The sequence below is a fragment of the Vibrio sp. 1159 genome, assembly GCF_033340395.1.
Lineage (GTDB): Bacteria > Pseudomonadota > Gammaproteobacteria > Enterobacterales > Vibrionaceae > Vibrio > Vibrio alginolyticus.
In genome coordinates this window covers 77646-102187 of sequence record NZ_JAWOWL010000011.1, presented here as the reverse complement: position 1 = coordinate 102187, position 24542 = coordinate 77646, and the positions used below count along the sequence as shown (strand labels likewise).

The following is a 24542-nucleotide window of genomic DNA, read 5'->3' as shown; positions in this document are numbered from 1 at the left end:
TGTTTCACAAGCGACCTAACTCAATACTGGGTTAGGATGACTTACGTACTCGTAGGTACCACTCAGAAAGTAGGCGAACCTGTTTCTCGGTATAGCCTTTTTCCATCATGCGAGCGACAAAGTCGTCGTGCTTCTTCTGATCTTCAGAAGAGGTTTTCGCATTAAATGAGATAACCGGAAGTAGCTCTTCGGTATTGGAGAACATTTTCTTCTCGATTACTGTGCGCAGTTTTTCGTAGCTGGTCCAAACCGGGTTTTGACCATTGTTATTCGCTTTCGCACGAAGCACAAAGTTAACGATTTCGTTTCGGAAATCTTTCGGGTTAGAAATACCAGCTGTTTTTTCGATCTTCTCTAGCTCAGCATTCAGTGAAGAGCGATCAAATAGCTGACCAGTTTCTGGATCTCGGTACTCTTGGTCTTGAATCCAGAAGTCTGCATAGGTGACATATCGGTCGAAGATGTTTTGGCCGTATTCAGAGTAAGACTCAAGATAAGCGGTCTGAATCTCTTTACCGATAAATTCAACGTATCGAGGTACTAGGTAGCCTTTCAAGAACTCGAGATATTTCTCTGCTGTTTCAGCAGGGAACTGTTCGCGCTCAACCTGTTGTTCAATCACATAGAATAGATGTACAGGGTTGGCTGCCACTTCGGTTTGGTCGAAGTTAAATACGCGTGACAAAATCTTAAAGGCAAAACGTGTTGAGAGACCGTTCATGCCTTCATCGACACCAGCATAATCACGATACTCTTGATAGCTTTTTGCCTTTGGATCCGTATCTTTCAGCGTTTCACCGTCGTATACGCGCATCTTAGAGAAGATGGACGAGTTTTCAGGCTCTTTAAGTCGAGAAAGAATACTGAATTGTGCCAGAGTCTCGAGCGTGCTTGGTGAACAAGGGGCTTGAGACAACTCACTGTTTTCAAGAAGTTTTTGGTAGATTTTGACTTCTTCTGAAACACGTAGACAGTAAGGTACTTTCACAATATAAACACGGTCCAAGAACGCTTCATTGTTCTTGTTGTTACGGAAGGTCTGCCACTCAGATTCGTTTGAGTGAGCCAGAATCATACCGTCGAATGGAATCGCAGAAAGGCCTTCTGTACCGTTGAAGTTGCCTTCTTGCGTTGCTGTTAACAGCGGGTGAAGCACTTTGATTGGTGCTTTGAACATCTCAACGAATTCCATTAAACCTTGGTTTGCTTTACACAGCGCACCGGAGTAGCTGTAAGCGTCTGGATCGTCTTGCGAATAGTGTTCAAGCTTACGAATATCGACTTTACCAACCAATGATGAGATATCTTGGTTGTTTTCATCGCCTGGTTCAGTTTTGGCAATACCGATTTGGTCAAGGATAGAAGGGCGTACTTTCACTACTTTAAATTTGGTGATATCACCACCAAACTCGTGAAGACGTTTAGCGGCCCAAGGAGACATGATCGAGCGAAGATAACGGTGCTCGATGCCATACTCTTTTTTCAAAATATCGCCATCTTCTGTGGCTTTGAATAGGCAGAATGGATGGTCATTCACTGGGCTGCGTTCGCCGTTAGCAGTAAGAACATAAATAGGCATCTGTTCCATCAGAGCCTTAAGCTTTTCTGCAAGCGAAGACTTACCGCCACCTACAGGGCCGAGTAGGTAAAGAATCTGCTTACGCTCTTCTAGGCCTTGCGCCGCATGTTTTAGGTAAGACACAATTTGTTCTATGGCATCTTCCATGCCATAAAAGTCTTTAAAGGTTTCATAACGAGAGATAACACGATTCGAGAAGATTCGGCTTAGTCTCGGATCTTTTGCCGTATCGATTATCTCTGGTTCACCAATCGCCATCAGTAGGCGTTCTGCTGCATTAGCATAAGCGCTTTTGTCATCTTTACACAGGGCTAAAAACTCCTGTAACGACATCTCTTCATCTTTTGCAGCTTCATATCTTGATTGATAGTGGTCGAAAATACTCATGTCGCTTTCCCCTTTAATAGTCAGTCTACCGACGAACGTTGATTCAGGCTTTCCACCAACAGTTATGCTCGTTGTTGTTTGAATATACGTCCTGTTATCACATTTGGTTCGTACAGAATGTAAGATTGGCGACACCAAAGACTTTGCTTTATGGACGGTTTTTTCGTTACAACGGTGAGCGGTGGATATGAATTTTTCAATCACAGCCTTTCTCTACTTAAGCCTAGTCGGGGATTTGCAATTTTGCTTAACAATTATGAATTTATTGTAAAAGTGACATTTGAATCACTCTTTTATTAAGGACGAATTTATGTCGTGAATAGGTGCAATAGAAATCAAATATTTGGCAAAGACAGAAGAGTCTCAGTGATTCGTTGTTCTACATTGAGCAAGGTAAGTGAAAGAGGTAGGAAGAGAGCAAAGTCTTAGATAAGTTTGTGACAGGGTAAATAACAAGGAGAGCGGGCGCTCTCCTCATCTTAGACGACCATTTTATGCGCTGAAGATTTGCGCTAGTTCGTTTTCACATAAATGATACTGACGAGGGCAGTTACGCCAAGTTTGCAGCATACGGCGGTATTTATCTAGCATCGGCATTTGGCTGTTAAAGTGATGATCTGCCTTGTCAAACTGAGGGTACAAACCTTCAGAATCGATGAGAAAACGTACGTAATGTACTTGTTGCGCTTCTGAAGCGATATCAAATCCCAAGAACTTCAAGCGGCGCTGATCTACGTTGCTGCGGTCTTCATCGTCTAGCATGTTGTAAGATTCTTGCATCGCATGATACATCTCCATAACGTCGATGATCTCACGACATTCTGCTTCTGAGAGGCAGCCGAAATCTTTGTTCAACTCTCGCATTTGTAGTTCATAACCACGTTCAACGATCGTTTGTAAGCGTTTGTATTTGGCCGCATTACTTGGATCAAGTTGAGACATAAGGTTGTATTGGTTTGATAGAATCAAACGTTGAGCGTTTGACATTTCCATGGTGACCTCACTAGATATCTAATACATTTTTAATGTGCTTAGGTTAACGCTTAAGACATGAGTGAAACATGATCTCAACACATATTTAATACTAAAAAATGGCAAGAACTGTCACTTTTGACCAGTTTGAAAACACTTATTTATGGTAATGATTGTATATGTAGTCTCGGTCTGAAAATACTCTCAGCCACTCTGGCTTGAATACGGTTAAAACCGCCAGTGCCATACCATTTAATAGACCTTCTGGAAAGGCGAGCAACGGCACAAAAACAAAGTAGTTATGTTGAATGGTTTCCCAATCGTAGTGACCAACTGATAGGTGATAAAAAGAGTTAATGATGAGGTGCAGACTTCCTGTTATCGCGCCATTGAAAAATCCAGCAACGAAGATGAAAACAAAAATGTTTCGTGGCAAGTAGTGGTAACTCAGAAGAAACACTAAGTAACTAATGAAAATCGGAATTAGGGCAGATAGAACTAACGACGTGGGTAAGAGTAGCAAGGACATATCATGTAGTAGGTGGTTGACCAGCATTGCAGGGATACTGAGTAGAAATGCCATACGCCAACCATACATCATCGTCAGCGTTGTTAGTGCAAGAAAATGAATCTGTAATCCTTCTTTTACACCTGCTTGAGCTGTCCATAAAATACTGAAAAAGAAGAGCGTTGCAAAAACGAGGTGCTGAAATCCTTTCTCTTTTTCCAGTTTGGGCCAAACGACTTTTTTCCAATCTGGTAGGCAGTAGACTACTACTATCCAAATTGAGACAACAAGAGAGCCTAAGTTAAACAAATCCATGTTACTTCCTTCCTATGCGAACATGACGCAATCATTTCTATCGTTCTTTTTCTACCTAAATGACCGCAGAGAAACTCACTGATAAGGCTTAGATATAATCAAAAAAATACCAGCAATAAGCTGGTATTTTAAAGAGGTTAGTCTTGCGGTTCACTTAGTATTTTACGTTATCGTTGTATTGAGCAAGAATGGATTGAATTTCATCCATGGTTTCTTTCGGTGGCGGGTTTACGCCTTCGAGTGGGTATTCTAAGCCTAACGCTTCCCACTTATGAGCCCCTAATTTGTGGTAAGGAAGTAACTCGACCTTTTCGATGTTATCCATGTCTTTAATAAATTCACCAAGCATGTGTGCTGCTTCTGGGTCATCTGTGTAACCAGGCACGACGACATAGCGAATCCATGTTTTCTTTCCGATTTTTTGTAAGTAACGAGCAAAGTCCAATGTGCGTCGGTTGGATACACCGATGAGATCTTGGTGCACTTCGTCTTTCATGTGTTTGATGTCAAGCATGACTAAGTCTGTTGCATCCAGTACTTCATCGATAACATCAGTGTGCTTACGAACATAACCGTTAGTATCTAGACATGTATGAATGCCTTCGGCTTTAGCAGCGCGGAAAAAATCACGTACGAATTCCGGTTGAAGCATCGCTTCGCCGCCAGAACAAGTAACGCCACCACCTGATGCATTCATGAAGTGGCGGTAACTTTTCGCTTCGGAAATGATTTCTTCAACCGTGACTTCTTTGCCATCATGCGTGTCCCAAGTATCGCGGTTATGGCAATACTTACAGCGCATTAAACAACCTTGCAAGAAGACGATAAATCGAATACCAGGTCCGTCTACGGTACCACATGACTCAAATGAGTGAATACGACCAGCTGTTGACATCTTTTGCTCTCATTACTAGTAAATTCTAGCTGTTATTTTATTACAAAAAGCAGGGTTAAAACAGCTTTGTCGGTACTAAAGGCAAGGTTATTTGAAGAAAGAAAATAGATGGAGCCAATCTACATAAACGCTTGAACACGAGGTGGTTAATACCTACCCCGAGAACTTGCCGTGTATCTAGATTGACTTCGATGCTGGGATAATCCAGTTTTTAGAAAAAGGCGAACACGGAGAACGAGCCTGTCCCATAAACATCGGTTTGGGCTTCTTCATAATCCGGTGTTTTAATTGTAAAGGTGATGCTTGCACCGTAATTTTGGTTGTACCAAGATACCCCCGCGACGGCACTTGCTTGCCAATTTTGCAGTGTGACGTCGTATGGCGCTGACGGTTCAGGAATGCCAGGACGATCTCCTTCGATAGTCATGTCATTAAAGCGGTAACGACCTTCAAACCCGGTGAACAAGAACCAACTCGACGTATTCTGAGCGATCATACTTGCTGAAAAAGGGCTTTCGACACTGATATTGGCGGCTCCGATGCTATTCGCTAGGTTTGTACCCCAACGAAACATGACGCCTTGAGAGACATCACTACGGAAGTTACCCGCATTGATGTCGTTAATGTTGGTGATCTCCCATTGTGTTTTTTGTTCTTCGCTGCGCATCAATTTGTTAAATACGCGGTAACCAAGGCTGAACGCAACTTTATCTTCAATCTGGTAATCCCAACCTTGAGGGTCCGTCGATCCTGTTATGCCGTGAACGATTTCTTGCGCCTTTTCTGATAGCGAACTTTCACCCGTAGCTCCTATGGTGAAATTGTACCGTACAGCTTTGTCACTCGTTAGGGAAAGGTAGTTGATTTCGGTGTGTAGGTAACCGGCATATGGGCGATCATTGATTAGTGGATAATCGGCTTCAATGTCGCTTGGAGTCCACATTTTGTGGCCAAGAACCAACTCTATTTTATCGATATTGGCGTGCTCTGAGTTAGCTAGACTCAGCCATTTCCATTGGCTTTCTTGTATCAGTTGGTCTGTCGCGTACGAAAGGAATACACCATTCGTATAGTCTTGATCGACGCCAAAAATACCATCGTTGTCGATGGTAAAAGAAACCGTAGACTTAGTGGATGCTATTGCAACTGGAGAAAGAAGGGTAAGAATAATTAATTTACTAAATCTCATAGACTTTATTTGCTAACTTTTTTCGCATCATACGTAAGAATGCGGGCAAAAGTCTTTCGCGATATCACAACTTTCATTCAAGAAATAAAAAAAGGCTGATGCTACTTAGCATCAGCCTTTGTTGTATTACTAGAACGTTATTTCGCTATAGTCTTATAGAGACTCAGTGAATGTACGTGCGATTACGTCAGCTTGTTGCTCTGCAGTTAGAGAGTTGAAGCGAACAGCGTAACCAGATACACGGATTGTTAGCTGAGGGTATTTCTCTGGGTGCTTAACTGCGTCTTCTAGAGTTTCACGGTTAAGAACGTTCACGTTTAGGTGTTGGCCACCTTCGATACCCGCTTCGTGGTGGAAGTAACCATCCATCAGACCAGCAAGGTTAGCGCGTTGTGAACCCTCATCTTTACCTAGTGCGTTAGGTACGATAGAGAATGTGTAAGAGATACCATCTTGTGCGTCAGCAAACGGCAGTTTAGCAACTGAAGTTAGTGATGCTACAGCACCTTTCTCGTCACGACCGTGCATTGGGTTTGCACCTGGAGCAAATGGAGCACCAGCACGACGACCGTCAGGCGTGTTACCAGTTTTCTTACCGTAAACCACGTTTGAAGTGATAGTAAGAATTGACTGAGTAGGGATTGCATCACGGTAAGTCTTAAGCTTACGGATTTTGCCCATAAATACAGAAACAAGTTCACATGCAATGTCATCAACGCGTGGGTCGTTGTTACCGAATTTAGGGTAATCGCCTTCGATTTCGAAGTCGATTGCTAGACCGTCTTCGTCACGAATTGGCTTAACTTTTGCGTATTTAATTGCAGATAGTGAGTCAGCTGCAACAGATAGACCAGCAATACCACAAGCCATAGTACGCTTAACGTCACGGTCGTGTAGAGCCATTAGCGCCGCTTCGTAGCTGTACTTATCGTGCATGAAGTGGATAGCGTTTAGTGCAGTCACATATTGTTTCGCTAGCCAATCCATGAAGTGGTCCATTTTCTCCCACAGTTCATCGTAGTTAAGAACATCGCCTTCGATCTTAGGCATTTGCGGGCCAACTTGGATTTTTAGCTTCTCATCCACACCACCGTTGATGGTGTAAAGCATTGTTTTCGCAAGGTTCGCACGAGCACCGAAGAACTGCATTTGCTTACCAACAACCATTGGAGATACACAACATGCGATCGCGTAGTCGTCAGAGTTCATGTCTGGACGCATTAGGTCGTCATTTTCGTACTGAATAGAAGAAGTATCGATAGATACTTTCGCACAGAACTTCTTGAAGCCTTCAGGTAGTTGCTCAGACCAAAGAACAGTGATGTTTGGCTCTGGAGAAGGACCCATAGTGTATAGTGAGTTTAGGAAACGGAAGTTTGTACGAGTAACTAGCGTACGACCGTCAAGACCCATACCACCCATAGACTCAGTTGCCCAGATAGGGTCGCCAGAGAATAGATCATCGTACTCAGGAGTACGTAGGAAACGAACCATACGTAGTTTCATTACGAAGTGGTCGATCATTTCCTGAGCTTGTTCTTCAGTTAGCTTACCAGCCGCGATATCACGTTCGATGAAGATGTCTAGGAACGTAGAAGTACGACCTAGAGACATAGCCGCACCGTTTTGAGATTTAACAGCAGCTAGGTAACCGAAGTAAGTCCACTGAATAGCTTCTTGCGCAGTTTCAGCAGGACGAGAAATATCACAACCGTATTTTGCAGCCATTTCTTTGATTTGACCTAGAGCACGGTGTTGCTCTGCGATCTCTTCACGAAGCTGCATTGTCATTTGTAGGTCTTCGCCGTTCTCAAAACGCTCTTGTAGAGAAGAGAACTGCGCGAATTTATCCTTCATTAGGAAGTCAATACCGTATAGAGCAACACGACGGTAGTCACCGATGATACGACCACGACCGTATGCATCTGGAAGACCAGTCAGTACGCCAGATTTACGACACGCCATGATTTGAGGAGTGTAGATATCGAAAACGCCTTGGTTGTGAGTTTTACGGTATTCTGTGTAGATTTTTTTAACTTGTGGGTCTAGCTCGCGGTCGTAGGCTTTGCATGAACCTTCAACCATGCGGATACCACCGTTAGGGATGATCGCACGTTTTAGAGGAGCGTCAGTTTGAAGACCTACGATAGTTTCTAGGTCTTTTTCGATGTAGCCTGCATCGTGAGCAGTGATGGTAGAGATAACTGAAGTATCAAAATCAACAGGAGCGTGAGTCGCGTTCTCTTGTTTGATGCCTTCCATTACCTTAGCCCAAAGCTTGTTAGTCGCTTCAGTACCTTCAGAAACTAGGAAAGATTCGTCGCCTTCGTACGGAGTGTAGTTCTTCTGAATGAAATCACGAACGTTTACTTCGTTTTGCCAGTCGCCTGCAGCAAAACCTTCCCAAGCTTTAGCAAATTGCTCTGCCATGACATACCTACCTTTTTAGTAGAAAAAAATACGTACTGCTTCGCCGTTGAGCCAGCTATCCCCAGATAAAAGAGGGGAACAGTACACTCTTATGAATAACAATATTTATAGTCTTAAATTTACGTATTCGATTTACAAAACTATAAATATTGTCACTAGTTTTAACGTTTCTCTTTTTAAGCAACAGTTAGAGGTTAAACTAAAATTTTTTTGCAAACCTTAAACTAAATCAATAAATCCTCAAAAATCTCGATAAAAATGGGGTAGCGACGAGCGCTACCCACAAATTTCTGGACTGCTAGCTTATAGCCAAGCTTGGATGCCATACTGGCCTTCAAGCATACCAACTGCAAGCATAGCAACTAAACAGATAACAAGTACGCTTACTGGGATCACAATCTTGTCTACAAATGATAGGCGAGACGCGCGCTCTTTATCTCCAATTAAACCGTTGTTATCTAAAAGCATAGTTAGTGCCCAAGCTAGAACTGGATTAACAACGGCAGAACCAAAGATACAAATGCCTGCTGCTTGTGAGTCTTTCGAGTCCTTCACCATCTGCATGCCAGCTTCAAGCAGTGGTAGAGATACACCAACGAGAAGAGCAACGCGCATAACTGGAGGCCATACTGCAACGTCCATAGGAAAACCAAGGATTGCAACAATAATACATAGAGAGCCTAGTAAGATGGCGCCAGCAGGAATAGGGCGTTTCGCGATTGCAGCAGGGATCATGTAAGTCCCCCAAGATGATGTGATGTTACCACCACCCACTGCAGTACCGACCATTTGGCGAACGGAACACATTGTCATTGTGTCATCAACGTCCATCAGCACTTTCTCACTCTTACGTGGGTAGTTCATCTCTTGGAAGATACGGTGACCCAAGAAGTCAGGTGACCACATTGCTACCGCAAGAATGGCGAATGGTAGTGAAGCGATGAAGTGTTCCATATTAGGAAGACCAAGCATCCAACCTTCTTCTGTTGAACCCCACCAGTAGATTGGATTTAGGTTTGGAAGGCCTGTCTCGGTTACGAATTTAATATCGAAGCCTGCGCCAAGAGCAAGTGCGATTGCAAGCCCAGTGAAGGCACAAACAGGGATCGCTAGCCAGCGTTTGTTCACTTTAGCAAGGAACGCGTATAAGCCAATGGTAACCGCAAGAACAATTAGACCGATGTAACCCATGCTACCAGCGGCAACCGTATCGGATTGCAAACCAACAGCCCAAGCTTGAATAGAGTTAATTTGGCTCATGGTTCCGGTTAAACCTAGGAAAATAAGAAGGCCACCAGCCGTACCTTCAGAGGTGAGGTTAACCAGTTTTGACCCACCTTTTAAGAGGCTCAAAATCAAACCAAACACACCAATGAGAATTGCTAATGCAAGAGGATGAGCACCAGCAAGAGCGATGGTACCAATAAGAGGGATCATTGGGCCGTGGTTGCCTGCTAGGTTGGCTTTAGGGTTAATAAAACCAGAGGCAAGTACACAGAAAAGAAGTGCAGGGATGAGCATTTCTACACGCGCAACTTCGATAGCAAAGTCCTTGCCTAAGTTTACGTGGTCCCATGCTGCAGTAAGACCTTCAGCCCAAGACATCATTACCGCAGAGTACATTGCGATAATACCGATAGTACCAGCAAGCGCTGGAACAAGGTCTTCAAGCTCAAAGCGGAAGTCACGACCTGGCAAGTTCAAGCCAAAACGACGTGGCTTCATAATTTGTAGTTCGTGGTCTAGGTAGCCTGAACGGCTTGCGAACTCAGATGCTGGACGATGAAGCTCACGGTAGCTCTTGGTCTCGATATCTGAATCAGAGTGCGTTTTGTTAACTGCGTCTGACATAGATTCCTCATATATTTAAAAGTTATGAATTCTTCATTCAATTGTGTTAATCCGCATCCTGCGGCACGCTTATGCTAGCTATTGTTAGATTTGTTACACGTCGACACTGTGCCTAAGCATAGCTAATAACTTATTGTGTTGAGGCACAAAAAAAGCCTCATCTTTTGGCAGGAGTCTAGCAAGATAGCCATTTAGGGTGATTGATTTAGATCACTTTAAGAATGGTTGTGAAATAAAACTACAGAAAGTTTCTGGCATGCGAATGAGATGCGGAGATCTTGTGTAATTTCATTACACAAGTTGCATAAAATTAGAACTTTTTGTCCTTTTGCACGAGATGCAGATTAAATGTCAATATTCACGGTGATTATATAAAGCTGGCTTTATTCTTGCTTTGGACAGAGCAAAGACAATTTTTTGGCTAATCATTGCCGCTCAGTTTAGGAAAAAGACATGAAACAGCTTAAAGTACTGCCACTAGTGGCAATCATCTCAGGGTTAATGGTCGGTTGCGGCGGCGGTGGCGGCGGTGGCGGTGGTGCAGCGCCGAAAACTGCGTTTACTTTTGATTTTGCTATACCAGCAACAATGACTGAAAGTGAAGCAACTACGAAAGGTTGTACTGTATATGACCACAAAACTGAGCTGAACGGCGATAAAACGGTTTTAACCTACAGTGCAGCGTCAAAAGAGCAAGTGACCAACTATGTTATCGGTTACTACTCTGATGCCGATGGCAAAAGATCCGGAGACATTATCAAACCTACCACTGATAACTTTAAGTTTTATCTTGAAGATATCCCTGACGGCGGCTTTGTAACGTTTCAAGCAATAGAATTTAACGGCAAAGAAGCTCGCGTAAACACGTTTTCAAAAGAGTTCTTGCAAGATAAGAAACTACGTAATGCTACTTTTGCACTAAACCGAGACTCTTTGAACAAATGCTTTACTGGCGGTAACTTAGCAAGCAATAAGTTTACTAACTTAGATTACCGAAACGCTGAATCAGGTGGCGGAGATTACAACTTTGTCTCGCAAACCGATATTTTCACGTCTCCGAACCCTGATATGTTGCCTACTGATGAACTGATGGGGCTTAAAGGTGAACCAACGGCATTGTTTCAGTATGAATCAGGTTCAAGCGACAAAGCGCTTTACCAGTATGGTATTGGTTCGTGGGGAACTGGTGAGATAGCCTTAGTTAGAGCGGATAATACGTCAAACATTTATTCGTCTTCTGACTATACTTACGACTCGCTCAACATTGGCTTTGTTACTAACGGCTTTGCATATGACGCGTTGAAGCTGGATAAAACGGCCGTTGAATATAATCGCCCTAGTGCAACGAATAAAGAAACTTGGGTATACATGGCGTTCTCAGAGAATCAAGTTAATGGTTGGGAGTCTCTACTTAACGAAACGATCTCTGACGGATGGGATATTGACGTTGATCCGAGTGCTTACTTAAATATTGATAACCTGCCGAACACAAAACCAAGTGTATCAACGCAAGGAAGTGCAGAGTCCGTGATTGATCTGGACATGGGCTTAACATCGTCTACTGAAGGCTTTACTCGTGTCGCTTACTTTGCAACTTCAGGCGACTACAGGGTCACACATCGCATTTTCACAACAAGTGATAGTGATTCTGTTGTTGTTCCAGAATTGCATTACTACAACTTCCCAACATCGGCCGTTAACGGTTTGAAAGTTTCAGCTTCGGACGATTTTAATCGCACTGCTTTGGTAGTGAATGAAGATAGTAATATTGATTCTAAAGTTTTCATGAGCTTCTTCTCCAATGGTGAAGCGTCAGAGCCTGAACTAGATGAAGACCTAGATGGCATCATTACTTCTGAAAAAGAAGGCTTAGAAAATGAGGTGACATTACGTACTTCAAACTCGTTGGTAGTCAGTCGTTTTAATTAATTCATTGCGACCTCGAATAGGTTTCAATTAACACTTTTGTAAATTTATTAAGCCCCTTTGAAAGGGGCTTTTTTATATTTAATATTCAACTTTTGAAGAATATGTTGCTATATATTGCATATTAATTTGTCTATCGTATCTTTCTATTCGAATTGTTTAGGTTAATAATTTGTTGCAAGTTTCAGAGGGCGATGCTAATTTGTTCCGAATTAGAGAGGGCGGAGTCCCTTAATTGCAGTGACAAAAACACAGGGAGTAGGGCGCATGAATGATGTACCAGCGCTAGATATAAAAGACCTGCACAAAACATTTGGACAAAATGAAGTTTTAAAAGGCATTTCACTTGCCGCGCACAAAGGAGATGTTATCTCCATCATTGGCTCTTCCGGCTCAGGTAAGAGTACCTTTCTCAGATGTATCAACTTGCTAGAAACGCCTACCGCGGGCGAAATTTGGGTAAATGGTGAATTAATCCAAATGAAGAACAACAGAGCAGGTGAATCTGTTCCTGCTAATGAAAAGCAAGTCCAACGTATTCGTTCACGCCTGGCAATGGTTTTCCAAGGTTTCAACCTCTGGTCTCACCTAACCGTACTAGAAAACGTGATTGAGGCGCCTGTTCATGTCTTAGGCGTGCCAAAAGCTCAAGCGATTGAAAATGCAGAAGTCTTGCTTAAGAAAGTAGGCTTGTATGAGCGTAAAGATTATTACCCTGGGCACTTATCTGGCGGCCAGCAGCAACGTGCAGCTATTGCCCGTGCGCTAGCAGTTGACCCAGAGGTGATGTTGTTTGACGAGCCAACTTCTGCGCTTGACCCAGAACTTGTAGGAGAAGTTCTGGGGGTAATGAGAGATTTGGCAGATGAAGGGCGAACTATGCTGGTGGTCACGCACGAAATGGCGTTTGCGCGTGACGTATCAAACCATGTGATGTTTTTACATCAAGGCTTAGTGGAAGAACAGGGAAATCCAGCTAAGCTATTTACAAACCCGGATTCAGAACGATTACAGCAGTTTATCTCATCCATTTACTAATATTTGTTAGGCGGCAGACTATTGCCTCCTAAGCCAACACAACAAACAAAACGAAATAAAATAGCAATCACAGGAGTATGGAAATGAAAAAGTGGTTATTAGCAGCAACGATTGCTGCAACGGCAGTATCAGGTGTTGCCCAAGCGAAAGAATGGAAAACAGTTCGCTTTGGTATCGAAGGCGCTTACCCTCCGTTTAGCTGGACAGAAACTGATGGCTCAATAAAAGGCTTTGACGTAGACATGGCAAATGCACTCTGTGAAGAGATGCAAGTGAAGTGCAAAATCGTCGCTCAAGATTGGGATGGTATTATTCCTTCTCTGCTTGCACGTAAGTACGATGCCATCATCGCAGCAATGTCTATCACTGAAGAGCGCAAGAAAAAAGTCGATTTCACTGGCAAGTACGCACAAATTCCAAATAAATTTATCGCTAAGAAAGGTGCGGGTCTAGATTTTGATAATCTTAAAGATGTCAAAATTGGCGTGCAACGTGCGACGACACATGACAAGTACTTAACTGACAACTACGGCGATGATGTTGAAATTGTGCGTTATGGCTCTTTTGATGAAGCGTATCTTGATCTAGAAAATGGTCGAATTGCTGCCGTTTTAGGTGATGCGTCTGCTCTAGAAGAGGGTGTGATCAACAAAGCAGGTGGCGAAGCTTATGAGTTTGTTGGACCATCGTTAACCGATCCAAAATGGTTTGGCGAAGGTATGGGTATCGCTGTTCGTAAACAAGACAAAGATCTGACGAAGAAACTCGACGCAGCAATTATTTCACTACGTGAGAAAGGTGTTTACCAAGAAATTGCTGGTAAATACTTTAACTACGATGTGTACGGTGAATAAACCGTAATTAAGCGACCGTTGGCTTGTTCCTAGAAGTAGTCAACGGTCGATTTTTTGAGTTTAGGGATTAGGAACTCACCTATGCTAGATTTACAAGGATACGAAGCTTCGATTTTGAAGGGAGCTTTAGTAACAATAGAAGTTGCAGTGCTTTCACTCATTCTCGCCATGGTCTTAGGCATGCTTGGCGCATTAGCTAAGTTAGCACCTTACAAATGGGCAAGGGCGATTGCCACTCTTTACACCACCGTCATTCGCGGCATTCCAGATTTGGTTCTGATGATGCTAATTTTCTTTGGTGGACAAATACTTTTAAATAACAGCCTTTACTCCATCAACGAAACGCTCAACGAGTGGTTTGCCTCGAGTGATCCAAACCATGAATGGATGTCTTACTTACCTGATTATATTGATGTCAGCCCATTTATAGCTGGTGTACTCACGATTGGTTTTATCTTTGGCGCCTACATGGCGGAGACTTTTCGTGGAGCGATCATGGCGGTGGACAAGGGTGAATTAGAAGCGGCGAAAGCTTATGGGATGAGTTCTGCTTTATCGTTTAGAAGAATCTTACTTCCTCAGATGATTCGTCATGCATTACCTGGATTTGGTAATAACTGGTTAGTGTTACTTAAGACCACAGCGTTAGTTTCCATTATTGGTCTGGATGACATGGTGAGAATGAGCTCATTGGCAGCAGGTACAACGAAAATGCCGTTCACCTTTTACATGGCTGTCGCGCTCATCTTTCTATTTTTTACCAGCGTTTCGACCGGGCTACTCAAGCTTGTTGAGCGTAAGTTCAGTATTCATGCGAGGTAAGTTATGGACTTTTCTTTGATTATTGAAAGCTTTCCAACTTATCTTCAGGGACTTTGGACAACAGTTTGGTTAGTTGGATTAGCGTTGGTTATTGGCTTGTGTGTCTCTATCCCATTAGCCGTAGCACGCAATAGTACCAATTACGCTCTAAGCTTACCTTCTTGGGGATTCATTTACTTTTTCCGTGGAACGCCGCTATTGGTTCAGCTGTATTTGATTTACTACGGCATGGATCAGTTTTTCCCTGTGAAAGATACCTTGTGGGAGAACGCTTGGTTCTGTGCTTTGGTCGCTTTTATTCTGAATACATCGGCTTACACCGCAGAAATTATTCGTGGTGCGATTAATGGTTTGCCGAAAGGTGAGGTGGAAGCTGCGAAAGCCTATGGCATGAGTAAGTTTATGACATACAGACGCATTATCTTGCCGAGTGCATTGCGTCGAGCATTACCAGCTTATTCCAACGAGGTCATATTTATGCTGCACGGAAGTGCAGTCGCGGGCATCGTTACCATCATGGATTTAACTGGTGCTGCGCGTCTAGTTAACTCGCGCTACTATGCACCATTTGAGTCTTTCCTGACGGCGGGGCTGTTCTACATGGCACTGACGTTTATGATTTTGTGGTGTTTCAAAGTGGCAGAGAGGCGTTTCTTAGCTTATCTACGTCCTTTAAGCTAATTATCAATAGAGGCAATAGCACCGGAATGGGTGCTATTGCTTTTGATAATTTTGTTATCTTCATTCCTATTTTTCCAGCCGATATAAAAGACTCTTTCTTATTATTCATTGACTTACATTAACATTCGGTAAACTCATTGTTTAGTAAGTAAAAATGAAAAAAACAATTCTATCGTTGGGCATTGCCGCCTTAGCCACAGGATGTGGTGGGGGAGAGGGAGAATCACAACCTAATGCTCAAGTAAAACCAACGCCAGCTCCAGTTCAACAAGCTCTGGAAACTGGTAATGCACTGCTCGTTTCTGACCCGAGCGATTTCATTCGTAAAAGTCATCAGGTTGTGGAAGCTCACAAGATGCAGTCGAATACGATCAAATCTGCAATTGCGAAAAGCCTTTCAGGTCTTTATTGGGATCCAACCCATGATGCCGCGATCTTGGCACCTCAGTATGGCTTCAACGACACCATCTTGATGACCAATAAGGCCATGGCAAGCGGTTACAAAGATCAAGCTCTGTCAATTGGCGTTGCCGGGGAAAAGTCTAATGGTCAACGTTACGCACTATTAGGTAGTAACCCATTTAGAACGGCACAACGTTTTCCCGACTCTTCCAACGCAGCGATGACGAAATGGTTAAGTAACCTGGTCACTTGGTTGTCGGGCAGAGTTACTTCAAACGTCGTCATCGCGCAAATGGATCAGTCTTATTACTTTCCGGATGAGCAAGCGACTCGGAATTGGCTGAAAGACAATGTTTCACAAGAGTTGGCGTTTAACGAGGCCAACCTATGCGATGGTTCGAAGCTACTTAGCTGCTTGCAAACCAATACTCCAAACTTATTGATCTTGTCACAGCATCTGCAATCTGGAGATACCAACAAACCAGTACTCGAAGCTTTGGAATACGCTGAGCAAGCCCAAATTCCTGTTCTATACCTGCATTGGGATGGAGGACTAACTGATCTTGGCCAAGACATTTTGGAAAAATTCCATGTTGATTATGTGGGAGATAACTATTGGCGTAAGTTAGGCTTGGTCGACTGGGAACCTTCATCGTTGATGAACGTTGTGCCGGACTCTGTCATCACACAACAAGCGCTGTTGTCTCGTTTTGAATCTCAAAATTTCAACGTTGACTTGTCAAAGTGTGATGACAAATCCTGCCCTGACACTGCGAATATGGACAGTCAATTTTATGCAGGGGCAAACAGCATTCGCCATTGGTTGCAAAAGCTTGATGAACAAAAAGTAGATTTGTTTAATCAAAACGGCTACCAATACGAAAAACTCATGGTATTGCTGGCTGATCATTATCGTCAAACGGTTGTCTTCCCGATGGACAAACAATCAACCCAAACGACCGAATTCCTAAAGTCGTACTTTGCCGATTACGTGCAATACAACAGCCGAAGCGTAAACCCAAAACAACCAAATATGGGGAACTTCAGCCGTAGTGAGTTTAGCCCTGACATAAAGAGAATCAGTGCAACGATTAATATGGAATCAAAGCGTAACTTCCGTTCGGCTGGTGTGTATGCGCTTCCTGGGGAAACCTTTACGGTTAAACGTAATGACAGCAATGATGTGGCGACTAAGATTGTCATCAACACTTTAAGAAGTGGTGCAACTCATGAGTTCAGCAAAGATGGATACACGCGACCAAAACTGCTGACTTCATTCGGCTATGAAGTGAAGCCGGGTGAAACCATCACGCTGACTTCTCCTTATGGTGGTCCAGTACAGGTTCACTTTGACAAAAATGATGTTCCGGTTGAACTGAAATTTAATCATGTGGCACAGCATCCAGTTTGGAGAAGTGAGAAGGACAACGACGCTTTTATTCAACAGTTAGAAGCCAATTTATTCGATTGGGCTGAGCTGATCACTCCTGGGTTTGAAGTACACTCAAAGCGCGACAAAATGTTGGAGTCGGTCAACGATGAAATGTGGTCTACCCCTTCGGAAATGGCGCTTGCAACAGAAGAATATGTTCACAACTACCCGCATGTGCTGGCAGGTTTCCAAGGGCCGGGCATAGATGAAGTGCCTGAAATTATTCAATACGCCCAAAACCAAGGTTGGGAAATCGCCAATATTGATATAGTGAAGCACATGAACGCTGACCAAGCGACGTGTGGTTATGGTTGTTCGGGTAACCCTTACGATGCTTACTGGTCATTCAGCCCACTCGGTCACGGTGATTTACATGAGCTTGGTCATGGTTTAGAAAAAGGTCGATTCCGATTTTCAGGCTGGGAAGGGCATTCAACGACCAATTACTACTCGTATTACAGTAAGTCTCGTTTCTTCCAGAGTGCGGGAAAAGTTTCAACTTGCTAAAGCTTGGATTTCAAAGGCCAGTTTGAATTATTGCAAGCTAGCCTAACTCAAGCGGATCCAAACGCATACATGGCTGCGCAAAATCACACCAGTTGGAGTTGGGGCGCTCGTGTTTACATTCAAATGATGATGGCGGCGCAGCATGTAGGTGTGCTTAAAAATGGTTGGCATTTATTGGCGCGCTTGCACCTGATTGAACGTGAGTTTAACCGCTTAAAATCGGACGACGCGCTTTGGGATGAGAGACGATTGAGCATTGGTTTTGCCAACTACTCTCGGGAAGAAGCAAATAGCATCTCGAACAACGACTGGTTGCTTATTGCTCTGAGCTACATTTCTCAGCGAGATATGACTAACTATCTCGATATGTGGGGGTTCTCGTTCACAGAAAAAGCGAAACAGCAGGTTGTGGCGCTGAATCTACCGCCGATGCCGCTCACTTACTTTGCAAGTAGTAATACAGGCTACTGTCTGAACGAATTTGCACAAACACCGATAACTGTTGATGGTCAAACGGTTTGGCCGCTGAATCAGTGATTAAATGGTAATTTGTATGAAAAAGGGAGACTGAGTCTCCCTTTTTATTGGATTAAGCTTAGCGTTGAGTCTCGCTTATAGCTTTGCAATATATTACTTAAATGTTGACCAGATTGGTGCGTGATCTGAAGGCTTCTCGATACCACGAAGCTCATAGTCGATACCAGATTCAATACACTTTTCCGCTAGAGAAGGGGTTGCCAAAATGACATCAATTCGTAGGCCACGGTTATCATCAAAACCGCGAGAACGGTAGTCAAACCACGAAAATTGATCGTTCACCTCTGGGTATAGCTTACGGAAGGTGTCCACAAAGCCCCAGTCTAGTAAGGTTTTCAACCATTCGCGCTCTTCAGGTTGGAATGAACATTTACCTGTTTTTAGCCAACGTTTACGGTTTGGCTCGCCGATACCGATATCTGCATCAATAGGGCTGATGTTGATGTCACCCATAACAATCAATTGCTCGTCGTTATTGTGATGATCGTTTAGGTAGGTCATCAGATCTTTATAGAATTGGCGCTTGTATGGGAATTTGGTTTCGTGGCTGATGTTATCCCCTTGAGGGAAATAGCCGTTTAGCACAGTGACCTTTTCGCCGTTTTCATTTAAAAACGTTGCCATGATCATGCGCTTTTGATGTTCCTCGTTATCCGTCGGGAACCCTTTTTGTACGTGTAGAGGCTCTTGCTTACAAAGCATTGCTACGCCGTAATGTGCTTTTTGACCATGGAAATACACTTTGTAGCCCATGGCTTCGACAGCTTCAATCGGGAATGCTTCATCGTGAACTTTAATTTCCTGAAGACCAATCACATCAGGTTGGTGTTTGTCGATTAGCGCTTGGAGTTGGTGCAGTCGCGCACGTAGTCCATTGATGTTAAAGCTGATTACTTTCATTATTTATCCTTTTGGGGGCGTACTTTTTTATGAATAGTATCATTGTGTAAGAGCACTGAAAATGAGTCTCGGTGAAAGGATTGAAACGCTCTGAGCTACTTTGCTTTTAATTTGTTTTCTAAGTCGTTTTGCACGATCTTTAAAGCGTTAAGCGCAACTTCTGGATCTATCTCATTGCTCTCAAGCAAATAGATTAAATCGACAGCCAGTTTGATCTCTTCAGGTGCGTCATCTAAAGGCGAGGTTGGTTGATCAGCCATTATTGATGTTTTTCCCTATGTGTAATTTGGTTCTCTAGCTTAAGAAGTGCTGCTTCACAACGCGCTAAACGTTGCTCGGTTGCTAGTAATACTTTTTGAGCGTCGGCACGCATAAAACTCGGAGCGCTTTCGACAGCACGTTCTTTTTCTAACACCATCTCGCGCAAGCGTCTTGCCCACTCTTGGTGTTGAGCGAGTTCCTGATAAAGCACGTTGATAGGCTTGCGGAAATAGCTGCTATGTTTGATTTCATTCTTACGAATTTTAGTGGTAGAAATCTCGCGTTGAATTGCACCGATTTGCGCCACTAACCGTTCAGTGAGGTACTCAGCACGCAAAGCGGTGAGCTTACCTTCATTTTGCTCACGCACAATCGCATCCAGCGTGGCTTTTGCTTCTTTTACGCAAGGAGTAAGTAAGCGAGAGCGGCAACCAAATAAACGCTCATCAAAAAGCGGAACATGATGTTCGCCTCTTTGACGGTCAAGAACAGCGGCTTGCTTCGCCATTTGTTCTAGATTTTCCTGGAGTTGAGAAATGTTCATGACAAGCCTACAAACCATGCGTCATAAGCCAATTTAATGGCTAGTATGCTGACGACAGTAACAAATACAGGACGAATGAATTTAGAACCAAATCTAATAGCGGAGTGCGCGCCAACAAAAGCACCAGCCATTAAACATACTCCCATTGTTAAGCCTAGCACCCAGTTGATGTGTCCGAGGAATGCAAAAGTGATCAAAGAGGTAAAGTTACTGGTAAAGTTCATTGCTTTTGCTAAGCCAGAGGCGAGCAAGATATTCAGTCGGTACAGCGCCATTGAACTTACTGTCCAAAAAGCCCCAGTTCCAGGCCCTGCGAGTCCGTCGTAGAATCCTATGGATAAGCCTTGCATGTACTGTTTTTTATGAAGTTTTGGGCAAGGCTCGGGTATTGGACTTTGATGAGCAGAGTGGGGTGTTTTATGAAAAACGGTATACAACGCTGCCGCCAAAATAACAAGCGGCAATCCTTTTTCCAGCCAATCCGTACTAATCGCATCTACAAATAGCGTACCTAATGTCGCTCCGACGAGTGTTGCCACGAATGCACGCCTCCAGCATTGAGGTTTGAATAGACGTTTTTTGTAGTACGTAAATGCTGCAGTAGAAGAAGCAAAGGTAGCGGCAAGTTTATTGGTGCCTAGTGCAATATGAGGCGGCAAGCCTAGCGAAAGTAGAGCAGGTACGGTAAGCATGCCACCACCACCGGCAACTGCATCAATAAATCCTGCGACAAAAGCGACAAGCGCCAACACCAACAGCATGGTTGGCTCAATCATTTCCATAAATGGTGATTCTTCTAATATTCTATTTTACGTTTAAATGGAGGTAGTGAGTCGATTAAGGCTTGTCCGTATCGCTTAGTGACTAGGCGTCGATCAAGAATCGTTACTCTACCAGAGTCTCTCTCTTTACGCAGTAAGCGACCTACGCTCTGGATCAGCTTTTTGCTTGCGTCTGGTACAGTTATTTGCATAAACGGGTTTCCTCCTTTTTTCTCAATGTATTCGGAATGAGCCTGCTCAACAGGGGAGGTTGGAACGCCAAATGGAATTTTTGTAATCACCAAGTTTTCAAGTAATTCGCCAGGTAAGTCTAGCCCCTCAGAGAAACTGCCAGTACCAAATAAGACGCTGGTTTTATTTGATTCTATTAGCTTTTTATGTTTTTTTAGAATTTCTTGACGTGAGCTTTCACCTTGAACTTGCAACGCCCAGCCTTTTTTTATGAACTCCGAAGAGAGTGCCTTCGCGACTTGGTTCATCTGCCAATAGGATGAGAATAATACTAAGTTGGCTTTCTTGTCTTCCAAGTACTTAGGCAATATCTCGATAAGATATTCAGTAAATTGAGGCGCTGGTGGTTCATATTTCATCGCAGGGATGAGCAATTCTGCCTGGTTTTGGTAATCGAATGGTGACGCAAGCGCTAAAAACTGAGTGCCTGATTCTGGTTTTCCATCAATACCAACCTGATGGCAAAAGTAATGGAAAGAGTTTAATGCACGCATCGTTGCGGAAACCAAAATGGCGCCAATACATCTGCTCCAAATCTGTTGGTCGAGTTGCCATCCAATTTCAAGTGGCGAAACACTCACAATGAAATCACCCTCGCGATCAGGGTGGGTTTCTAACCAGCGAGCTAAAGGCGCACCTTTTTCACGAGCTGGTTCAGCCATTAAATGCCATACTTGCGCTAGGTTTTCTAACCTTTGAATGTAGAAACCGAGCTCTGCAAGCGCTGGTTCAGCCAATCTTGTCGCAAGCTCCCCGTCCTTTACTCTTTCCGCAATAAGGTCGGCAATTTTTGCCACACTCTGATTTGCTTTTTTACTGAACTGTTTTAGTTCTTTGGATTGGTTCTCTAGCCATTCTGGTAGTTCACCGTGTTCGAAGCGGTAGATACCCTCTTCAAATTGAGCCGGGTCGAACTGTTTGGGCAATTGAGTCAGTGCCGGTATCAAGTTCTGAACCGCGTCTCGAAGGTCGTTGCGAAATCGAGCTACGCGTTTCTCGTCTGCGAGTGATGAAAACTTACTAATCGACTGATTTAACTTCTCAAGCCATGCTGCCGCACCTTTTAAACTCGCAGATGCTGAAGCATGGTCACGAGCGACGTGAGGTAAGTGATGTGCCTCGTCGAAGACGTATATCGTATTTTCTGGCTCAGGTAAAATCACGCCGCCACCTAAATCTGCGTCTGCCATGACGAGAGAGTGGTTAGCAATGATGACATCGTTTTTATCCAACTCTGAGCGCGCTTTTTGGAATGGGCAGCCGCGGTGGCCTGGTAAACTGTTATTGCAACTGTGTTTATCACTGACAATCAGTTGCCAAAGCTTATCGTCGATGGGTTTAGGCCAAGAATCACGGTCACCGTCCCATTTACCTTGCGCAAGAGAGCGATGCATTGTTTCTAACAGCTCTATATCTTTTTGCTTAGGTTTGGTTTCAAACATGGCTAACTGGCCACCATCAGCACCGCTAGCAGTAGCGAGCTTTTCTGCACAACAATAGCGTTGACGGCCTTTTGCCAAAATAAAAGAAAACTCTCGGTCGGTAATCCGACGAAAAAGAGGGAGGTCTTTATTTATGAGCTGCTCTTGCAGAGCGACGGTCGCCGTTGAGATAACCACTTTTCTATTGTTATGTACAGCCACGGGAATGGTCGCCATTAGATAGGAGAGCGATTTACCAATTCCAGTCCCTGCTTCTGCAACGAGTATTCGGTTAGATTTGTGATACTGACCGCACAGCGTTTTTGCAATCTCTGCAACAAGGTAGTTTTGTGCTCTTCTAGGCACAAAGTTATCAAGTTGATCTTGAAGGTTTTGATAGCTATTACGAATCGATTTTTGAATGTTACTGGTCAGCATACGGGCCTCAAATGCGTTGGAGGCGAATAGTAGCACACATCACTAGTTGTACAGTAGTTCACAAAACGGAATGCTTTTATAAGGAATGTAGATCTCCTTCACAAAAAAATATTGAACCTTATCTTAATGAAATTAATTTCATTATATGAAAAATATAAAACTCCAACTTGGTCTGATTTGTGGGTTTTTATTCTTTTTTTTGTTTTTTTAAATTTACTTATTGGATTAAAAAACCATTTGTTAATAATTTTGTAAATTACAAATAATAATGGAGATTGGTTAGATGTTCGTCGAATAAATAAAGGTAAACTTATCAAGTTGTTGTTTTATAATGGTATTTTGTTTTTTTTACATTGGTATTTAGAAAATTTGACAGCCAGAATAATCTTTTGCACTCTTAGCTCCAGATTTTGAGGAGGTGCTGTATAACGTTTTGTTAACGCTCTACCTCAAACATATAAAAAAAGGGAACCGGACAAGGATATCCCGAACTAAGAAAAGGCAGTGGATTAATTATGAAAAAAACTCTATTAGCACTAGCTGTAGTTGCGTCTGCAACTTCAGTGAACGCAGCTGAAGTATTCAAATCTGAAGAAGGTTCTGTAGATTTCTACGGTCAGCTACGTCCAACTCTTCTATTCACAGAAAAAACTGATCACACAGCAGAGCTAAACACTAGCTCTTCTCGTACTGGTGTGAACGCGGTTTACGTTGTTGACGAAAGCCTAAAAGTTCTGGGTGAAGTTGAAATCGGTGTTGCTCTAGGTGACAACTACGACGCAGGTGCTGATTCAAGCGAGCGTACAGATGACTCTGTATACGTACGTCGCCACATCATCGGTTTTGATATGGGTGATATGGGTACTCTTCGCTTCGGTAAAGAAGGTACTTGGGCTGATGACGTATACTTCGCAGATTACTCTTACTTCTTCGGTGGTAACGCAGCGGAAACTGCATACGGTCACGCTTGGAACAACGATTCTCAAATCAAATACGCTTACGAAAATGACGCGTTCTGGCTAAAAGCTGGTTACGCGCTAGGCGAAAAAGATTCTAACGAAGAAGTACTAGAAGTATTCGTTGGTAAATCTTTCAACGACCTATCTCTACACGCTGGTGTACTTACTGCGAACAACGACATCAACGTAACTAAAGAGAAAAAACTAGTTCTTAATGGTGTAGAGCAAACAGTTTCTCACACAGAGCGTACTGATAACGAAAACCTATCTTTTGAAGTAACTGCTGAGTACGCACTAAACGAGCACACTCTAGGTGCTACGTACTACTACAACGAAAACGAAGATAAGCTAGGTAAATCAACAGTTGATTCACACTACATCGTTGTAGCTGGTATGTTCGCTGTTGCTCCTAAAACAACTCTATACTCTGGTTACGAGTACCTAGCTCAGTCTACTGACGAAGCAGGTAAAGTAGACGCAGACTCTTCTTGGTTCTACGCTGGTGTTGAATACAAGTTCTCTAAATGGGCACGTGTATTCGCAGAAGCGGGTTACACTTTCGAAGGTACTGACTTCGACAACAAAGACACAGACGACGCAACTAACTTCGGTGTTGGTGCTCGTTTCTACTGGTAATCAATACCCAGTTTGATATTGTAAGACCCAGCTATATGCTGGGTC

General features: G+C 43.3%; 18 protein-coding genes and 1 pseudogene. 7 read left to right on the top strand and 12 right to left on the bottom strand.

Annotated features, from left to right (window positions below; translation table 11 throughout):
• Nucleotides 1–31 precede the first annotated feature (31 nt).
• The 7 genes from R7127_RS11035 to R7127_RS11005 all read right to left on the bottom strand — a co-directional run bounded on the left by R7127_RS11035 (nt 32) and on the right by R7127_RS11005 (nt 10126).
• Nucleotides 32–1966, bottom strand: coding sequence for a PrkA family serine protein kinase (locus tag R7127_RS11035; protein ID WP_005378447.1), 1935 nt, complete (start codon nt 1964–1966; stop codon nt 32–34).
• Nucleotides 1967–2458: 492 nt separating this feature from the next.
• Complete coding sequence (locus R7127_RS11030; RefSeq protein WP_005378446.1) at nt 2459–2959, bottom strand: YfbU family protein; 501 nt, start codon at nt 2957–2959, stop codon at nt 2459–2461.
• 136 nt (nt 2960–3095) lie between these two features.
• A complete protein-coding gene (locus R7127_RS11025; RefSeq protein ID WP_172563332.1) occupies nt 3096–3761 on the bottom strand; it encodes an energy-coupling factor ABC transporter permease in 666 nt (221 codons plus the stop codon).
• Nucleotides 3762–3915: 154 nt separating this feature from the next.
• Nucleotides 3916–4656 carry a pyruvate formate lyase 1-activating protein gene (pflA, locus tag R7127_RS11020; RefSeq protein ID WP_005378444.1) on the bottom strand — a complete coding sequence of 247 codons (741 nt, stop codon included), beginning with the start codon at nt 4654–4656 and terminating at the stop codon, nt 3916–3918.
• A gap of 211 nt (nt 4657–4867) precedes the next feature.
• Nucleotides 4868–5845 carry a lipid A deacylase LpxR family protein gene (locus R7127_RS11015; protein ID WP_053303245.1) on the bottom strand — a complete coding sequence of 326 codons (978 nt, stop codon included), beginning with the start codon at nt 5843–5845 and terminating at the stop codon, nt 4868–4870.
• A 153-nt stretch (nt 5846–5998) separates the two neighbouring features.
• Nucleotides 5999–8275: a formate C-acetyltransferase gene (gene pflB, locus R7127_RS11010; protein ID WP_005378442.1), complete on the bottom strand. Its 2277-nt coding sequence runs from the start codon at nt 8273–8275 to the stop codon at nt 5999–6001.
• Between the two features lie 303 nt (nt 8276–8578).
• Nucleotides 8579–10126: a DUF3360 family protein gene (locus tag R7127_RS11005; RefSeq protein WP_318148401.1), complete on the bottom strand. Its 1548-nt coding sequence runs from the start codon at nt 10124–10126 to the stop codon at nt 8579–8581.
• 453 nt (nt 10127–10579) lie between these two features.
• Here R7127_RS11005 and R7127_RS11000 point away from each other — a divergent pair, with 453 nt between their 5' ends.
• The 6 genes and pseudogenes from R7127_RS11000 to R7127_RS10975 all read left to right on the top strand — a co-directional run bounded on the left by R7127_RS11000 (nt 10580) and on the right by R7127_RS10975 (nt 18325).
• Nucleotides 10580–12055, top strand: a complete 1476-nt coding sequence (locus R7127_RS11000) for a hypothetical protein (RefSeq protein WP_017820023.1) — start codon at nt 10580–10582, stop codon at nt 12053–12055.
• 264 nt (nt 12056–12319) lie between these two features.
• Entirely contained in the window at nt 12320–13090 is a 771-nt protein-coding gene (locus R7127_RS10995) for an ABC transporter ATP-binding protein (protein ID WP_005378438.1), read from the top strand.
• Between the two features lie 83 nt (nt 13091–13173).
• Complete coding sequence (locus R7127_RS10990; protein ID WP_005378437.1) at nt 13174–13944, top strand: ABC transporter substrate-binding protein; 771 nt, start codon at nt 13174–13176, stop codon at nt 13942–13944.
• Nucleotides 13945–14025: 81 nt separating this feature from the next.
• The gene (locus R7127_RS10985) at nt 14026–14766 is read left to right on the top strand and encodes an ABC transporter permease (protein ID WP_172563331.1); all 741 of its coding nucleotides are present in this window, start codon (nt 14026–14028) and stop codon (nt 14764–14766) included.
• A gap of 3 nt (nt 14767–14769) precedes the next feature.
• Complete coding sequence (locus R7127_RS10980; RefSeq protein ID WP_053303243.1) at nt 14770–15447, top strand: ABC transporter permease; 678 nt, start codon at nt 14770–14772, stop codon at nt 15445–15447.
• A gap of 154 nt (nt 15448–15601) precedes the next feature.
• Nucleotides 15602–18325: pseudogene (locus R7127_RS10975) on the top strand (ImpA family metalloprotease).
• Nucleotides 18326–18418: 93 nt separating this feature from the next.
• On the opposite strand, the gene xthA reads toward R7127_RS10975, so the two are convergent.
• The 5 genes from xthA to dinG form a co-directional block, all read right to left on the bottom strand.
• Entirely contained in the window at nt 18419–19225 is an 807-nt protein-coding gene (xthA, locus tag R7127_RS10970; protein WP_005378433.1) for an exodeoxyribonuclease III, read from the bottom strand.
• A gap of 95 nt (nt 19226–19320) precedes the next feature.
• A complete protein-coding gene (rsmS, locus tag R7127_RS10965) occupies nt 19321–19485 on the bottom strand; it encodes a pleiotropic regulatory protein RsmS (RefSeq protein WP_005378432.1) in 165 nt (54 codons plus the stop codon).
• On the bottom strand, nt 19485–20030 hold the full coding sequence (locus R7127_RS10960) for a primosomal replication protein (RefSeq protein ID WP_033905048.1): 546 nt from the start codon (nt 20028–20030) through the stop codon (nt 19485–19487). Before R7127_RS10960 ends, rsmS begins: the two co-directional genes overlap by 1 nt.
• Nucleotides 20027–20812, bottom strand: a complete 786-nt coding sequence (locus tag R7127_RS10955) for a sulfite exporter TauE/SafE family protein (RefSeq protein ID WP_005387866.1) — start codon at nt 20810–20812, stop codon at nt 20027–20029. Before R7127_RS10955 ends, R7127_RS10960 begins: the two co-directional genes overlap by 4 nt.
• Nucleotides 20813–20826: 14 nt before the next feature.
• Complete coding sequence (dinG, locus tag R7127_RS10950) at nt 20827–22902, bottom strand: ATP-dependent DNA helicase DinG (protein WP_172563329.1); 2076 nt, start codon at nt 22900–22902, stop codon at nt 20827–20829.
• 515 nt (nt 22903–23417) lie between these two features.
• Between dinG and R7127_RS10945 the strand changes: the two genes are divergently transcribed.
• The gene (locus R7127_RS10945; RefSeq protein ID WP_005378424.1) at nt 23418–24497 is read left to right on the top strand and encodes a porin; all 1080 of its coding nucleotides are present in this window, start codon (nt 23418–23420) and stop codon (nt 24495–24497) included.
• Nucleotides 24498–24542 lie beyond the last annotated feature (45 nt).

Coding starts and splice junctions, on each gene's coding strand:
- R7127_RS11005 (WP_318148401.1), bottom strand. CDS start 10,126: ATGTCAGACGCAGTTAACAAAACGCACTCTGATTCAGATATCGAGACC.
- xthA (WP_005378433.1), bottom strand. CDS start 19,225: ATGAAAGTAATCAGCTTTAACATCAATGGACTACGTGCGCGACTGCAC.
- R7127_RS11035 (WP_005378447.1), bottom strand. CDS start 1,966: ATGAGTATTTTCGACCACTATCAATCAAGATATGAAGCTGCAAAAGAT.
- R7127_RS10995 (WP_005378438.1), top strand. CDS start 12,320: ATGAATGATGTACCAGCGCTAGATATAAAAGACCTGCACAAAACATTT.
- R7127_RS11025 (WP_172563332.1), bottom strand. CDS start 3,761: ATGGATTTGTTTAACTTAGGCTCTCTTGTTGTCTCAATTTGGATAGTA.
- R7127_RS11000 (WP_017820023.1), top strand. CDS start 10,580: ATGAAACAGCTTAAAGTACTGCCACTAGTGGCAATCATCTCAGGGTTA.
- dinG (WP_172563329.1), bottom strand. CDS start 22,902: ATGCTGACCAGTAACATTCAAAAATCGATTCGTAATAGCTATCAAAAC.
- R7127_RS11015 (WP_053303245.1), bottom strand. CDS start 5,845: ATGAGATTTAGTAAATTAATTATTCTTACCCTTCTTTCTCCAGTTGCA.
- R7127_RS10980 (WP_053303243.1), top strand. CDS start 14,770: ATGGACTTTTCTTTGATTATTGAAAGCTTTCCAACTTATCTTCAGGGA.
- pflB (WP_005378442.1), bottom strand. CDS start 8,275: ATGGCAGAGCAATTTGCTAAAGCTTGGGAAGGTTTTGCTGCAGGCGAC.
- R7127_RS10955 (WP_005387866.1), bottom strand. CDS start 20,812: ATGGAAATGATTGAGCCAACCATGCTGTTGGTGTTGGCGCTTGTCGCT.
- rsmS (WP_005378432.1), bottom strand. CDS start 19,485: ATGGCTGATCAACCAACCTCGCCTTTAGATGACGCACCTGAAGAGATC.
- R7127_RS11030 (WP_005378446.1), bottom strand. CDS start 2,959: ATGGAAATGTCAAACGCTCAACGTTTGATTCTATCAAACCAATACAAC.
- R7127_RS10945 (WP_005378424.1), top strand. CDS start 23,418: ATGAAAAAAACTCTATTAGCACTAGCTGTAGTTGCGTCTGCAACTTCA.
- R7127_RS10960 (WP_033905048.1), bottom strand. CDS start 20,030: ATGAACATTTCTCAACTCCAGGAAAATCTAGAACAAATGGCGAAGCAA.
- R7127_RS10990 (WP_005378437.1), top strand. CDS start 13,174: ATGAAAAAGTGGTTATTAGCAGCAACGATTGCTGCAACGGCAGTATCA.
- pflA (WP_005378444.1), bottom strand. CDS start 4,656: ATGTCAACAGCTGGTCGTATTCACTCATTTGAGTCATGTGGTACCGTA.
- R7127_RS10985 (WP_172563331.1), top strand. CDS start 14,026: ATGCTAGATTTACAAGGATACGAAGCTTCGATTTTGAAGGGAGCTTTA.